The organism is Bartonella refiksaydamii (assembly GCF_902652675.1).
Classification (GTDB): Bacteria; Pseudomonadota; Alphaproteobacteria; order Rhizobiales; family Rhizobiaceae; genus Bartonella; species Bartonella refiksaydamii.
Window position 1 is genome coordinate 1 of record NZ_LR736320.1, and the last position, 14,503, is coordinate 14,503.

General features: G+C 36.9%; 12 protein-coding genes and 1 pseudogene. 9 read left to right on the forward strand and 4 right to left on the reverse strand.

The window, feature by feature from the left end; genetic code table 11:
* A pseudogene (locus GQO39_RS09285) lies at window positions 1–139 on the reverse strand (Arm DNA-binding domain-containing protein); the annotation flags it as partial.
* Between the two features lie 1,001 nt (window positions 140–1,140).
* Between GQO39_RS09285 and GQO39_RS07505 the strand changes: the two are divergent.
* From GQO39_RS07505 to lpxK, 7 genes are all read left to right on the forward strand, one after another.
* The gene (locus GQO39_RS07505; RefSeq protein ID WP_156851634.1) at window positions 1,141–1,527 is read left to right on the forward strand and encodes an EVE domain-containing protein; all 387 of its coding nucleotides are present in this window, start codon (window positions 1,141–1,143) and stop codon (window positions 1,525–1,527) included.
* A gap of 258 nt (window positions 1,528–1,785) precedes the next feature.
* Window positions 1,786–2,235, forward strand: a complete 450-nt coding sequence (locus tag GQO39_RS07510; protein WP_156851635.1) for an SRPBCC family protein — start codon at window positions 1,786–1,788, stop codon at window positions 2,233–2,235.
* 761 nt (window positions 2,236–2,996) lie between these two features.
* Window positions 2,997–4,328 carry a TldD/PmbA family protein gene (locus GQO39_RS07515; RefSeq protein WP_156851636.1) on the forward strand — a complete coding sequence of 444 codons (1,332 nt, stop codon included), beginning with the start codon at window positions 2,997–2,999 and terminating at the stop codon, window positions 4,326–4,328.
* Window positions 4,315–5,118 carry a 3'(2'),5'-bisphosphate nucleotidase CysQ gene (locus GQO39_RS07520; RefSeq protein WP_156851637.1) on the forward strand — a complete coding sequence of 268 codons (804 nt, stop codon included), beginning with the start codon at window positions 4,315–4,317 and terminating at the stop codon, window positions 5,116–5,118. Before GQO39_RS07515 ends, GQO39_RS07520 begins: the two co-directional genes overlap by 14 nt.
* A gap of 46 nt (window positions 5,119–5,164) precedes the next feature.
* Window positions 5,165–5,410, forward strand: coding sequence for a DUF4170 domain-containing protein (locus tag GQO39_RS07525; RefSeq protein ID WP_156851638.1), 246 nt, complete (start codon window positions 5,165–5,167; stop codon window positions 5,408–5,410).
* A 772-nt stretch (window positions 5,411–6,182) separates the two neighbouring features.
* The gene (gene waaA / locus GQO39_RS07530; RefSeq protein ID WP_156851639.1) at window positions 6,183–7,505 is read left to right on the forward strand and encodes a lipid IV(A) 3-deoxy-D-manno-octulosonic acid transferase; all 1,323 of its coding nucleotides are present in this window, start codon (window positions 6,183–6,185) and stop codon (window positions 7,503–7,505) included.
* Window positions 7,495–8,514, forward strand: a complete 1,020-nt coding sequence (gene lpxK, locus GQO39_RS07535) for a tetraacyldisaccharide 4'-kinase (RefSeq protein WP_156851640.1) — start codon at window positions 7,495–7,497, stop codon at window positions 8,512–8,514. The genes waaA and lpxK overlap by 11 nt, the downstream gene beginning before the upstream one ends.
* 46 nt (window positions 8,515–8,560) lie before the next feature.
* Here the strand turns inward: lpxK and GQO39_RS07540 are convergent, their stop codons facing one another.
* Window positions 8,561–8,794: a DUF2093 domain-containing protein gene (locus GQO39_RS07540; protein ID WP_007554080.1), complete on the reverse strand. Its 234-nt coding sequence runs from the start codon at window positions 8,792–8,794 to the stop codon at window positions 8,561–8,563.
* Between the two features lie 116 nt (window positions 8,795–8,910).
* Entirely contained in the window at window positions 8,911–10,749 is a 1,839-nt protein-coding gene (gene mutL, locus GQO39_RS07545; protein ID WP_156851644.1) for a DNA mismatch repair endonuclease MutL, read from the reverse strand.
* Between the two features lie 286 nt (window positions 10,750–11,035).
* On the opposite strand from mutL, the gene GQO39_RS07550 reads away from it, so the two are divergent.
* Both GQO39_RS07550 and lldD read left to right on the forward strand, forming a co-directional pair.
* Window positions 11,036–12,124: a 2'-deoxycytidine 5'-triphosphate deaminase gene (locus GQO39_RS07550; RefSeq protein ID WP_156851641.1), complete on the forward strand. Its 1,089-nt coding sequence runs from the start codon at window positions 11,036–11,038 to the stop codon at window positions 12,122–12,124.
* 694 nt (window positions 12,125–12,818) lie between these two features.
* Complete coding sequence (lldD, locus tag GQO39_RS07555; protein ID WP_156851642.1) at window positions 12,819–13,967, forward strand: FMN-dependent L-lactate dehydrogenase LldD; 1,149 nt, start codon at window positions 12,819–12,821, stop codon at window positions 13,965–13,967.
* A 169-nt stretch (window positions 13,968–14,136) separates the two neighbouring features.
* Here lldD and GQO39_RS07560 read toward each other — a convergent pair whose 3' ends face one another.
* Window positions 14,137–14,448, reverse strand: coding sequence for a transketolase C-terminal domain-containing protein (locus tag GQO39_RS07560; RefSeq protein ID WP_156851643.1), 312 nt, complete (start codon window positions 14,446–14,448; stop codon window positions 14,137–14,139).
* Window positions 14,449–14,503 lie beyond the last annotated feature (55 nt).

Consider the following 14,503-nt stretch of genomic DNA (forward strand, 5'->3'; position numbering starts at 1 on the left):
TATTGTGGTGCGTATAGCGAAAAAACCAAGAGCGTGTATTGTCTTTTCGAACATTTAACCACAACCCTGCCCCATCACAATATTTACCTTGTGGAGATGACTTTACAAGTAATGCTGATAACCGATGAATCGCCCTCACTTAACGTCCCCTCTCGTCTACCTTTTTGGGTCTACCTTTTAGACTATCTTTAATTTCTGATTTGAGATTTTTTCTTTAATACTTAATTTTTTTATTGAATCATAAAAAGCTATAGACATCAATAGGTCCTTGCGCTTCTTTATATAGTTTGATTCTCGCTAATAAAGTCCGCTCTGCCGGCATGCGGCCCCTTTTAACATTTAAAAATCAAACATAAGTAATAAGTTGTTCATCTTTAGTATTTTAAACTTACCTCTTTAGCCACTATTTGATTAAATATTTTTTGATACAAAATTGAATCTTGTTGCGTATCATATAAAACTGTTAGCAGATCCACCTTATTATGAAGGAATAACAAATCTTGTTTAATTATGATGTAATCTCTCAAAAACTATTTCAACAGAGATTTTGAAGGTTGTTATTTAGACTTACTTATATGATTTTATGCGTAATATCATCAAATTGCCCGCGCATATAAGTTGTAGTAGTTCCTTAGTGTAAGTTACGAAGTAAAAAATCTAAAAATTTTATCTTTTCATCAACGGTTTACGACCACACTCAATAAAATTATTCCCTCGTGTATTTTTGATTCTCGCATCAAGTCTCCTATGTCTTATGCTTTAAAGATATAGCAATTATAATGTGAGCTAGATGGTTAGCCGCAATGAAATATATCTCTTTTAGAAACCAATGCACTGGAGAGTAATTTATTGAAGAGATTTTAAGAAGCTTGAAGTTTGCTCCTCACTCAATAACTGTTTATGGGATCTTTTCTCATTAAAGGAACACACTTTACTATAAGTTTTATGATTTCTTTTTGTTTTTGTTAAATTTCTTTTTGCCATGTATTATTAAGAGCTCATCAGCAATTGACCGATTTAAGCTTCTCAGTTTGCATCTGTACCTTCAGCGGTGTAGTATACCCATCTCCGTCATTGAATAACTTAAAAAGAGAGATTTACTTAGTGTAGAAAATATTGCTTAGTGAAAAGTGAATAAAAATGAAACATTGGATAGCTGTAATTTCTCGAGCCCACGCACGCTTTGCAGCCGAGTTTGGCTTTCTTCAAGTCTGTCATGGTAAGGCTGGTCCGCTTCGAAAAACATCTAAGGGAGATGAAGCCTTCATTTACTGTCCACGGTGCGAAATAGGCACTGGGCAGGTTATTCAAACAATAGAGTTTCAGTGTATATTTAAAGATGATCACATTTATCAAGTGAAGCAAGCGCCTAATTTTGTACCTTTCCGAAAAGATGTTATTTTTAATAAACAAGCACAATCTGTTATTTTAAAAGAGATTCAAGGTCTTGAATTTTTAACTAATCCCCATTGGGGGATGTTAGCACAACGAGATTTCTTTGAAATCACAGCTTACGATGCAACCTGAATTCGCAAAGCTATGGAAATTCGTGATAGTTAATTATTCAACTGTTTTTGTTACTTTTTTTATTTCTGATCAAATGTCTAAAAAACTTTTTAAAAAACTTGGATGTCTCCAGTTGATTAAAGCATGGTTTAAAATAGATGAAAAAATAACTTATGTATATATTTGATTTTATTACCGTTACTGTATCTTTAAATGACAACTTTGACATTATCCTTTTATGCATTTAAACGTAAACGATTTGTAAAGAGAGAGTCCTCAATGTTTAAATGGACATATAGCGAAGAAATTAATACAGAGGCAAGTGCTGAGCAAGTTTGGGCTATGTGGGAAGACGCGGCAACTTGGCCTTGTTGGGATCACGAACTTGAGTGGGTAGAACTTCTTGGTGCTTTCAAAGCAGGAACTGTAGGACAAATGAAACCTAAAAAAGGACCAAAAGTAATCTTTACACTTGATAAAGTTATTAAAAACGTTTGTTTTTCTGATTATGCTAAACTTCCTTTTACGCGCATGACTTTTGATCATGAGTATATTAGTTCAACAAAATCTGGTTCTTCAAACGATAAAATTCGTCATACGGTAACTATGTCTGGCATACTTTCTCCCTTATTTGGAATGATTATTGGATCAAAAATTAGGCTACATCTTCGTGATGCGATGATTGAAATGAGCCGCCGTGCTCTTACTGAAAATAAAACCATTCCCTAGCTATACTTATTCACAAAGAAAATTGATATTTTTTTAGAAGAGATGATGTAGGAGCTATTGCTTACATTAGAGGGAGGTTTTTGAGCGGTTAGTATTTGACAATTCAATTATCCGCAGAACGTTTTTTAGTTACTCGTTTAAATCTGATGAAACCATCGTACGGAATCAAAACTGCACTAAAGATTTTATAAAGCGGGATTAAAGAAATTTATGGCTGCTTATATCAGCAAAATCATAACGAATAAGACATCTTTTACTCTGTCTATGGTTTGTTTTATTCAAAAGATTATTGTGCCCATTATAAGAGAGCTCCTAAAAGCAAAAAATGTACCATACAGAGAAAGGTATTTTCTTATACTTGCTTGAAAATTAAAGAATGCTATAGGAGAAATCATCAAAATTTGTTGCACACTCATGAATAAAAAACGTGTGGTTTAAGTTATGTTACGGTTATTGGAGCACGCGAGGATTTGAATTTAAAGCCAAGCATTATTCCTAATCTGTTATTGGTTTGATTATCAATGTATGCCTAGCTTACAAATATAAAAGCAACGAATTGAGAAAGTTGAAGACAAAGAAACTTTACAATATATTGTGTCTTTTCGAAAAGAACTTAAAAAGAAAAATTATTTGATTTATTGAAAGAAAAAAGTGCATGAATGATGCGTAATTTTTATTGATAATCATATAAAAGTTATATTTTTTATAAATTTGCCAAATTACTTATCTAGGTAAACAATGAATATTTGAGGGAGTCTATGATGGCTGACAAAAACCAGATTGATAAAGCCACTTCGTTAGTTGAAGCGGCAAAGCGTTCTGGGGCAGATGCTGCTGATGCTGTTGTTGTTCGTACGCATTCTACCAGTGTATCGGTTCGTTTTGGAAAAGTCGAAGCAACAGAATCTTCAGAAAGCAATGATTTTACATTAAGGGTTTTTGTTGGAAAGAAAGTAGCAAGTGTTTCTGCTAATTTAGCAGCTTGTCCACACAAACTGGCAGAACGTGCCGTTGCGATGGCAAAAGCTTCTCCTGACAGTTTATTTGAAGGTTTAGCAGATAAAGAGTATCTGGTTAAACATCCTAAAGATCTTGATCTTTTTGATGATTTTGTTCCCAACAGTCGTTTTCTCACAGAAGATGCTTTTAAAATAGAAGCAGCAGCCCTTGATATTAAAGGAGTGAGCAATTCTGGTGGAGCCGCTACATCTTATGGTCATAGTGGATTTGTTTTGGTGACCAGCGATGGTTTTTGTGGAGCTTATCATTCCAGTGGTTTTTCACGTTCTTGCAGTGCACTTGCTGGTGAGGGTACAACAATGGAACGTGATTATGATTATACAACTGCCTTACATTTTTCTGATTTGGAAGCGGCAGAAATTGTAGGAAGGAATGCAGGTGTTGGAGCAGTTCGACGTTTGGGAGCAGTTCGTGCTGCCACAAGGGTTGTGGATGTTATTTTTGATCCACGTACAGCTCGCGGAATTGCTGGACATATCGCATCTATGGTGAATGGAGCATCTGTAGCTCGCAAAACAAGTCTTTTACAAAATTTCTTAGGAAAAGCGGTAATGAAACCGAATGTTAATGTGACAGACCAACCTTTACGATTGCGTGGGAATGCTTCCCGTCCTTTCGATGGAGAGGGTGTAGAGGGACAAACATTGAATATTATTGAAAATGGTATTTTAAAAAACTGGCTTCTTTCATCGTCTTCAGCGCGTGAATTAGGCTTTCAAACCAATGGTCATGGCGTACGCTCGGCATCATTGGTCCAGCCAGCAAGTACCAATTTTGCTATTGAACCAGGTTTAGTATCACCTCGCGATATGATAAAAGATTTGCAAAATGGGTTTTATGTTACGGAATTATTCGGGCATGGCATTGATTTTGTTACGGGTCAGTACAGCCGTGGTGCTTCTGGTTTTTGGATTGAAAATGGCGAAATTGCTTACCCTGTAAGCGAAGTAACACTAGGTTCTGATCTGCTCCATATGTTGGCGCATTTAATACCTGCGAACGATATTGACCGGCGTTATGGTACAGCATCTCCAACTTTATTAATTGAAGGGATGACACTTGCAGGAAAATAAAACGCACCATTCTTCTGATTTAAAACTTTTGCTTGATGCTTGTCGAGAAGCAGGAGATTTAGCAATGAAGTATTTTGGATGTGCATTGGACGTTTGGATTAAAGAAGGTAATTCACCAGTCAGTGAGGCAGATTTTGCGGTTGATCATTTTTTGAAGGAAAAGCTTCTTAGAGAGCGCCCGAATTATGGATGGATTTCAGAAGAAACAAAAGATGATCGAAAACAAGGAGTTTATGAACGTTACTTTGTGGTTGATCCTATTGATGGAACACGTGGTTTTCTTTCTGGCAGTACCTATTGGTGTATTTCGGTTGCTATTATTGAAAATGGGCGTCCTATCGTAGGTGTCGTGCAATGTCCAGCTCAAGGAGACGTTTATGCAGCTGTTAAAGGTAGGGGAGCAACATTAAATGGTATAGCGCTTCCTCTTTTAGCATCTCAGATCAATAGAAAATATAAAGCCTCACTTGATAAATCGCTAATTCAAAAATTACCGGAAGATTTTCGTAATCAAATCAGTTTTTATCACTACATTCCCTCTCTTGCGTATCGTATTGTTCTTGTTGCTCAAGACGAAATTGATATTGTATTGATTCGTCCGGATTGCCATGCATGGGATATTGCTGCTGCGGATCTTATTTTACAAGAATGCGGAGGATCTTTTCTACCGTTTGATGCACCTGTTATATCTTACGGAATTGAACCTTATCAATACGGGCTTTTAATTGCTGGTAAAAATAATTGCTGTCAAAATATGATAGATGTTGTTCGTCAAGCAAAGTTAGTTTAATCACATAAAAAACAAGCTAAAATTTCTTAATGATATGGAGGCACATATGACTGGAATAAATGAAAAAAAGCAATATTTGCATCTTGTATTTGGTGGGGAATTAAAAAATCTTGATAGCAATCAGTTTAAGAATATTAATGATTTAGATGTGGTTGGTATCTTTCCAGATTATCAATCAGCTCAAGAAGCATGGCAAGCAAAAGCACAAAAAAGTGTAGATAATGCATTACAACGTTATTACATCGTAGACTTGCATCGCCTTCTTGACACTGAAATGGGCGATACGCAATAAAATTTAAATATCTGATCATTATTTTCTTGAGTGATGCGAATGAAAAAATTTAGAAAAGGGAGTAGTGTGTTTTAAAATGCTTTTGGCAAAATGGCCAATATTCACTGATAAACATACAGCTTGTATAATTTTTTATGTGAGGGGAGTGTATACATTTCGTTTATTGGACAAATCTGCAATTGAAAAGCTTAGATAATGTTATGAAAATACAGAGCGTTTATAATTTATTTCTTAATCACTTTTTTTACATGCACAGCATATTATGGGACCCTTTTTTCATTCTTAAAGTAAAAAAAGTTATTGCTATATTTGGGGGGGCATTCAGAAATAAATACACCATTTGCAAAAAAATAAGGGCTTAAATTTGTTTATGATTTAAAGAGACAAAACCAAAAACCTTATGTTCACAAATATGGATATGGGAACTTCTTAACGCCAAAAATGCCCTTAAACCTAACAAAAGGTACTATAATTGTGGATATCAAACACCAAAAATTAGAAAAGAGATTATTTTATTAGCCAAATTATTTACCTGTTCTATCTACTTTGTGTACATGCACTTTCATGAAAAAAGATTCTTGAAAAAACATGATATAAAATTGTGATTCTGATTTTTAAATCATTCTCATGAATAAAGCGCGTTTTGTTGCCTAAAATACGAGGAGTATTTTGCTATTGGCTCAAAGAAAAATCGATGTCACGAACAAGAATGATAAATCGTTTAATAAAAAAGCTCACAAACGTCTCAAAATAGGTGAATGAGGTGGTTTTAATGATGGAACTAAAGGCATGTACAGCTCTTTTAATCTATAGAATGGTTGGTTTTTGCTTCCGTCCTATTGTACCTTTTTATTTGTTTATTCGTGCTTTACGTGGAAAAGAAGAGCGGAGCCGCCAAAAAGAGCGTTTGGGTAAAAGCCATAAAGTACGTCCTCAAAGCCCATTAATTTGGTTACATGCAGCTAGTGTTGGAGAGACACTTGCTCTTGTCCCGCTTATTAATTATATTTTATCATGGAAAATCAATATATTATTGACAACCTGCACTGTAACATCTTCTTCTCTTGTGAAAAAGCTGTTTGGTAATCGGTTAATTCACCAATATGCTCCGTTGGATTTAGATTTGGCAGTACACCGTTTTATTAATCATTGGAAGCCTGATTTAGCATTAATTTGTGAATCGGAAATTTGGCCTTTACGTACTAAAGAACTTGCCAAAATGCGTATTCCACAAATTTTGATTAATGCCCATATGTCTGAGCGTTCTTTTAAAGCTTGGCAAAAACGACGTGTTTTTGCAAGATATATTTTTAAGCATATTGACTTAGCTATTGGTCAAAACGAACGAGATGTAGCTTATTACCATGCTCTTGGAGTAAAATCTGTTGCGCTTTCTGGTAATCTCAAGGCTGATGTTTTGCCAGTTGAAGATCAAGAATTACTTAAGTATTATCGTAGTGCTATTGGCAATCGCCCAGTTTGGGCAGCTATTTCAACTCATGAAGGAGAAGAGGAAATTGCTTTTGAGGTACATAGGATTCTTAAAAATTATTTGCCAGATTTATTGACAATCATTGTCCCCCGTCATCCTGAACGTTTAGGAGATCTTATCAGAAAATGTAACAATAAGAGTTTACGTTTTATTCGTAGAAGCGATAATGCTGTTCCAGATGTAAATACGGACATTTTGTGGGGCGATACGATTGGAGAAATGGGACTTTTCCTTCGCTTATCGAAAGTTTCTTTCATTGGGAAGTCGTTATGTGGAGACGGTGGACACAATCCATTGGAATTGGCTTTGCTTGGTTCCGCTATTTTGACAGGACCTAATATCTCAAATTTTCAAGAGATGTTTGAACAATTTTTAACGCGTGATGCAGCATATATGATTCAAGATACAAAACAGCTTTCTATTCAAGTATATAAGCTTTTAACAAATGAAGTATTGCGACAAGAAATGGTTGATAAAGCCTATGAAGTAGCAACAAGTATGGCAGGTGCGCTTGAGCGCACACTGAAAATTCTTGATCCATTTTTGCAACCTCTTGTAATACAAACAGGTTTAAGTCAGTATCGGGGCAAACATGAGATTTAGCACACCTCATTTTTGGTGGAAATACAAAAGCTTCTTGCGTTTTTTGTTAACGCCAATTTCTTGGGGGTATGGTTATTTTTCACACTGTCGTATGACAAGACAGTCTCCTGTTATCAATCTTCCAGTTTTGTGTATTGGCAATTTTACATGTGGTGGTGCGGGTAAAACTCCTGTTGTCATTGCTTTTGCCCAAATGGCTAAAGAGCTCGGTTTCATACCTGGTGTTGTCTCACGTGGTTATGGTGGAAGGATTAAAGGGGTGCATCTTGTAAATGAAAAACATGACAATGCACGTGATGTTGGAGATGAAGCACTGTTACTTGCACAGCATACTTTTGTTGCTATATCACCCGATCGTTATGCGGCAGCACACATGCTCAAGCAAAAAGGATGCAATTTGATTTTAATGGATGACGGATTTCAAAGCCGCAGTCTTTATATGGATTATTCATTGCTTGTTGTAGATACGATGCGTGGTTTTGGGAATGGGGCTGTTTTCCCAGCAGGACCTTTGCGTGTACCGTTAAAAACACAGCTTTCTTTGATGGATAGTGTTTTATTGATTGGTGACTGGAATGCGCGTGATAAAATTGCTTCTCTTGTCACTTGTACTGGAAAACCTGTACATCACGCTCACCTTAAATCATTAGCATCTGATAAAGTTGCAGGAAAGCCATTTTTGGCATTTGCAGGTATTGGTAATCCAGACAAATTTTTTCAATCAATTAAAGAGCTCTCTGGTCATGTTGTGCAAGCTTACTCTTATCCAGATCACTATTTTTTTACTGATACAGATTTAAAAAATCTCGCACAAAGGGCTAAAATGCAAAATTTATGGCTAGCTACAACAGCTAAGGATTATGCACGTATACAGTCAAGGAATGTGCAAAAAGACTTAAAAAATCTTGTTATTTTTGACGTTAAAGTTAATTTTGCTCAAGAAGATTTCTGCCGTACACTCCTTGAAAAGGTCGTAACACGTTTTAGAGAACGGAAATATTCACTTTAAGATGTAATTTTGAAAATAGCCCTCCGGCTTTATTGTTTCTAATCAATTATTTTTGTGCTTTTAACAATTGACTGAGATATGGATTGCATTCAAGTTCGCGATGATAAGAAATCTCACAACTAGCATATGCTTCTTGGCGGTGATGATTCCAATATTTTAAATCGTCTATCGGGATTTTTTGCCCGCTAACGGCACAGATAGTGTAAGTTCCATATTCTATAATTTTATACCCATTATTGGAATAATGAATTTTTGCTTCGCGTTCATTACTAGAAAACATTCTTCATAATCCCTTCTTGTTTGTATGAGAGAGAATTCGAGCAAAGTGCCATAAAATACCTTATAAAGTCGAGAGTAAATTAAAAAAATATTTTTTCTAAAACAATGAGTGGTAACTTATTTTCTACCAAAAAGTCTCTCTATATCAGCCAATTTGAGTTCAATATAAGTAGGACGACCGTGATTACACGTTCCTGTATTGGGTGTTGCTTCTATTTGTCGTAACAGTGCATTCATTTCCTCGGGACGTAAAAAGCGCCCTGACCGTATTGAGCCATGACAAGCCATTGTTGCTGCAACATAATCAAGGACTGCTTTTAAATTGTCTGTCGTATCATATTCTGCAGCTTCATCTGCAAGATCCTTAATGAGAGCTTGTACGTTGATCTCTCCTAACATGGAGGGTGTTTCACGCACAACAATTGCACCAGGTCCAAATGGCTCTATGCCTAAACCAAATTTCTGCAAAGCATCTTTATGCGTTAAGAGACATGTTGCATCTTCTTCAGAGAGTTCTACAATTTCAGGAATAAGGAGCAATTGTGAAGGAAGCGGTTTGGAATAAAGCGCATTCTTGAGTGCTTCATAAACCAATCGTTCGTGAGCAGCATGCTGATCGACAATAACCAAACTATCTTTGGTTTGAGCAATAATGTAGTTTTTATGGATTTGTGCTCTAGCAGCCCCTAGGGGATAAGATAATTCTTCTGGTGAAGCTATAGTGTTTGGAATGTAGACATCACCACTTGGTGTATCTAAGCCTTCCATAAGAGGGATAGCATCCTCTTTTAAACCAAAAGAGCTGGTAATATCCAATGGTTTATGAATCATTGATGCGGATGCAAAATGGTGAGAGTGTGAGCTGTAAGAAGGAGTCTGTTGAGTACTCTTAAAGTTTCCCAATAGCTGTTGCGTCTGAAATGCAGCCAACATTGCTTCAGAACACGTTGAAGTAGAACGAACACCTGTTTGATGTAACGCTTCACGAATTGCTCCAACGATTAAACCGCGAATTAACCCTGAATCACGAAACCTTACATCGGCTTTAGTTGGATGCACGTTAACATCTACATCAGCGGGTGGTAGATCAATAAAAAGAATGGAGACAGGATAACGATCCCGCGTCATGACATCAGAATAAGCTCCTCGAATCGCCCCCCAGAGGAATTTATCACGCACTGGGCGCCCATTAACATAAGCAAATTGATGAAGGCTATTACCACGATTGAAAGATGGCAAACAAGTAAACCCTGTCAAACGGACTGATTCGCGTTCAGCATTAAGTGCGATACTGTTGGGAGCAAATTCTTTACCCATAATTTGTGTAATACGTTGTAATTTCCCTTTGGTGCTCTTTTCCGTAGCAGGTAATTCCATAGAAGTTCTGTCTGATCCTGAAAGAGAAAAGCGGATATGCGGAAATGCAATAGCAATTCGTTTAATCATATCGGTAATGGCATTCGTTTCAGCCCGATCAGTTTTCATAAATTTTAGCCGTGCTGGAGTGACAAAGAAGAGATCACGAACTTCAACGATCGTTCCAAGATTTGCAGCCGCCGGTTTTGGTCCAACAATTTTTCCTGCTGTAACAATAATTTCACTAGCACTATCAGCATCTTGCGTTCGTGAAGTTAATTTAAGTTTAGCAACAGAACCAATAGAGGGCAAGGCTTCTCCTCTAAACCCTAAGAAGCAAATATTGTGCACGTCATTGGTAATTTTCGAGGTACAATGACGAGAAACGGCTAAAGTTAATTGGTCTGCCGGAATACCACAGCCATTATCACTCACCTTTATAAAATTTTTCCCACCGTTTGCTGTAACAATTTCAATTCGAGTTGCTCCAGCGTCAATAGCATTTTCAACAAGCTCTTTGACAACATTCGCCGGACGTTCAATAACTTCGCCGGCAGCAATTTGATTAATAATATTTTCGCTGAGATGGCGTATGATCATCATAAATTATAACAAGATTCCTGCGGATTTTATAAGAGTTTTAAATTATGATAACATTATTTGTGTAACATTCAAGAATGGGAGTATGTATGAGATATTCTTCTTATTTACTTTCAAATAATGTTGTACAAGTGCTGTTTCATTATTTGTGGCATTCTATGATTAACTATAATAGAAAATTGATTGGAAAAATTAGAGAGGAGTAGTTTTTATCACCTTAAAATGGCTTGCACCAATCAATCTTCTGAGCCAAAAAGAAATGAGGTAGAAATGGAAAGCAAAACGTATGGCGCGTATAAGAGGTATTCTTGCAGATAATGATATACAAGCTTTGATTGATAATGACGTTCTCAAAGCTCTTTGGCCATTTGATGCAACTCAAATACAACCAGCAAGTCTTGATCTTCGTTTAGGGGACAAGGCTTATCGTGTACGGGCTTCCTTTATGCCGGGGCTTGATGTAAAAGTTTTAGATAAACTCGAACGGTTAAAGTTGCACGAATTTGATTTGCGACATGGGGCAGTCTTGGAAACAGGTTGTGTTTATATTGTTCCTCTTTTGGAAAATTTAGCTTTACCGGAAAACTTATCAGCAGTTGCCAACCCTAAAAGTTCTACGGGACGATTAGATATTTTTACGCGTGTGATTACTGATAATGCTCAGGAATTTGACAAAATTTGTGCAGGTTATTATGGTCCACTTTATCTTGAAATTAGTCCACGGACATTTCCAATTTTGGTACGTACTGGTTCACGTTTATCTCAGCTTCGATTTCGCAAAGGATACAGTTATTTAAATGAAATTGAGCTGCATGCTTTGCATAGAGATGAAACACTGATATCGGATGATCTACCCAATATTAGCAAAGATGGTATTGGACTTTCCATTAGTTTGAAGGGAGACGAAAACGGGCTTGTTGGCTATCGCGCTAAACGCCATACAAGTGTTATTGATATTGATAAACGCGCTGTTGCTCAAGTCCTAGATTTTTGGGAACCTCTTTTTGACCGTGGTCAAAGGGAACTGATTCTTGATCCTGATGAGTTTTATATTTTAGTCTCGCGAGAGGCTGTCCATGTTCCGCCGCTTTATGCCGCTGAAATGACCCCCTTTGATCCCTTAGTTGGTGAGTTTAGGGTGCATTATGCAGGTTTTTTTGACCCAGGATTTGGGCATATGGAAGCAGGTGGAAAAGGAGCGAAAGCGGTTTTAGAAGTGCGCAGCCGTGAAATTCCATTTATTTTGGAGCATGGCCAAATTATTGGCCGTTTAATCTATGAAAACATGCTTAACCGACCGTTAGCACTTTATGGACGTGGTTCTGGCTCACATTACCAAGCGCAGAAATTAAAGTTATCTAAGCATTTTAAATGAGTTTGAAAATATGGATTTCGATAAAGTACACTTGGAAAGTGTATTCGTTGAGAGCACATATTGATTTTATTAAATTACGTCCTTTGTATATGATTAGTTGATGTAATATGACTAGAAAATTACTTAACCAAATAAGAGAGTTTTTTGTTAGTACGTACTAATATTCAGAGTTTAAATGCCTTATGTAAATTATGAACGCGCATTTTGATAAATTTTGATGAAAAGGAAACTTAGCTAAGTTTTGGTTACATTATATTCAATGACTTGATTTTTAGTTCTATTAACAGCTTTTTTGTCTTTATAGGGTGGTCTATACTCGATGGGGGCCTATATACTTTTATAGGCTATAGTGTGAGGCACTTTGGGGAAATTTCTTTAAAATTGCAATAAGTAATTGAAGCGATATCTCTTTGAGAATTCTTGGTTATACAGAGGGTAACGTTTCAATTCTTGAGATAAATAATTAACAACGTATGTCTGTATATACCACTGATTGTAGATACTATGAGATTCTAAATTAAAAAAGAGAAATAAAGGCGTTGTTTTCATCTATTCATTTTTTTTGAGTTGCAATCTTTGTTGCCTACCTTTATCGAAAGACGTGTTCTATTGAGATGCCTCATAGACACGTGCGGGTTGGGGCTGATTAGTTTTAGGGTATTTTCGCTTTTCATTCAAAAAAATGGTATTATTCATGATTATTTCCTCAACACTTGATTATCGCAAAGCAGCAAAACATCGTCTTCCCCCTTTTCTTTTTCACTATATCGATGGTGGAGCTTATGCTGAAGAAACGTTGCGGCGTAATAGTACAGATCTTCAAGCACTTGCCTTACGTCAAAGGATTTTGAGAGAAGTTGGTGAAGTTGATCTTTCAACCAAGCTTTTTGATCAAACACTTGATTTGCCAATTATACTTGCACCTGTTGGATTAACAGGCATGTATGCACGGCGTGGTGAGGTACAAACCGCACGTGCAGCTGTTGCAAAAGGCATTCCTTTTACACTATCCTCGGTTTCAGTTTGCCCCATCGCAGAAGTGCAAGAAGCGGTTGGAAGTGCATTTTGGTTTCAACTTTATGTTCTTAAAGATCGTGGCTTTATGCGTGATGCATTAGAGAGGGCTTGGGCATCTGGTGTGCGCACATTAGTTTTTACAGTTGATATGCCGGTTCCTGGTGCGCGTTATCGTGATGCACATTCAGGAATGTCAGGGCCTTATGCGGGGCTACGCCGGATTTTACAAGCTTTTACCCATCCACATTGGGCTTGGAATGTCGGTATTATAGGACGTCCACATGATCTTGGCAATGTTTCCACTTATCTCAAAAAGAAAATTGCATTAGATGATTATGTTGGTTGGCTTGGTGAAAATTTTGATCCATCTATTGGTTGGTCTGACCTGCAATGGATTCGGGATTTTTGGAAGGGAAAAATGATTTTGAAAGGTATACTGGATCCAGAAGACACACGTGAAGCAGTGCGATTTGGTGCGGATGGTCTCGTTGTTTCTAATCATGGTGGACGTCAACTTGATGGCGTCTTGTCAACTGCACGAGCTTTGCCAGCAATTGCAGATGCTGTAAAAGGTGATTTGTCCATTTTAGTGGATTCTGGTGTTCGTTCTGGTCTTGATGTTGTACGCATGATAGCACAAGGTGCGGATGCCGTTATGATTGGCCGCGCTTTTGTTTATGCACTTGCAGCCGCGGGTGAAAAAGGTGTCATTCATCTCCTTGATCTTTTTGCAAATGAAATGCGCGTAGCTATGACATTGACTGGTGCGCACGCGATTAAAGAGATTACACGCGATAGTTTAGCCAATACAGGTGCTTTTGAGTAATAAAAATTCACTGTACCATCGTTGGAAAAAGAAAACCTTGTTTCATTGTAAGGAGGAAAAGTACGATTGAACGTGCTTATATGTCCTTGTTTTCTTTTCGCATCCTTGATAGTTTATGCTGTTTTTAGCTAATGAATACATTCCGATGTGGTTCAATGTTTGTAATATATCATTTCATTGCCAATACAGCTTTTGTGATACCATCTCGGTTTATACCATAATTTTCTAAAACATCCAACTGGCTTTCATTACAAATTGGCTTATCCGGTATTCCTAGCGATACAAATTTATATGCAATGCTATGTTTCATGAATAATCTCGCAATTGCATCTCCAAGCCTTCCATTCGTGCTATGCTCTTCACAGATAACAACAAATCTATGAGATTTGGATAGTTCTAGCACAGATACATCATCTAAAGTCCTAATTATTGATACACTTACAACTGTTGATATAATGTAGCTTGCCACTAAGTTTTGCATAATTTGCCACTAGGTTTTGTACCAATTTATTTTTTTCAAAAAGTTTTTTAAGGGG

Coding starts and splice junctions, on each gene's coding strand:
- GQO39_RS07505 (WP_156851634.1), top strand. CDS start 1,141: ATGAAACATTGGATAGCTGTAATTTCTCGAGCCCACGCACGCTTTGCA.
- GQO39_RS07510 (WP_156851635.1), top strand. CDS start 1,786: ATGTTTAAATGGACATATAGCGAAGAAATTAATACAGAGGCAAGTGCT.
- GQO39_RS07515 (WP_156851636.1), top strand. CDS start 2,997: ATGGCTGACAAAAACCAGATTGATAAAGCCACTTCGTTAGTTGAAGCG.
- GQO39_RS07525 (WP_156851638.1), top strand. CDS start 5,165: ATGACTGGAATAAATGAAAAAAAGCAATATTTGCATCTTGTATTTGGT.
- waaA (WP_156851639.1), top strand. CDS start 6,183: ATGATGGAACTAAAGGCATGTACAGCTCTTTTAATCTATAGAATGGTT.
- lpxK (WP_156851640.1), top strand. CDS start 7,495: ATGAGATTTAGCACACCTCATTTTTGGTGGAAATACAAAAGCTTCTTG.
- GQO39_RS07540 (WP_007554080.1), bottom strand. CDS start 8,794: ATGTTTTCTAGTAATGAACGCGAAGCAAAAATTCATTATTCCAATAAT.
- mutL (WP_156851644.1), bottom strand. CDS start 10,749: ATGATCATACGCCATCTCAGCGAAAATATTATTAATCAAATTGCTGCC.
- GQO39_RS07550 (WP_156851641.1), top strand. CDS start 11,036: ATGGCGCGTATAAGAGGTATTCTTGCAGATAATGATATACAAGCTTTG.
- lldD (WP_156851642.1), top strand. CDS start 12,819: ATGATTATTTCCTCAACACTTGATTATCGCAAAGCAGCAAAACATCGT.
- GQO39_RS07560 (WP_156851643.1), bottom strand. CDS start 14,448: ATGCAAAACTTAGTGGCAAGCTACATTATATCAACAGTTGTAAGTGTA.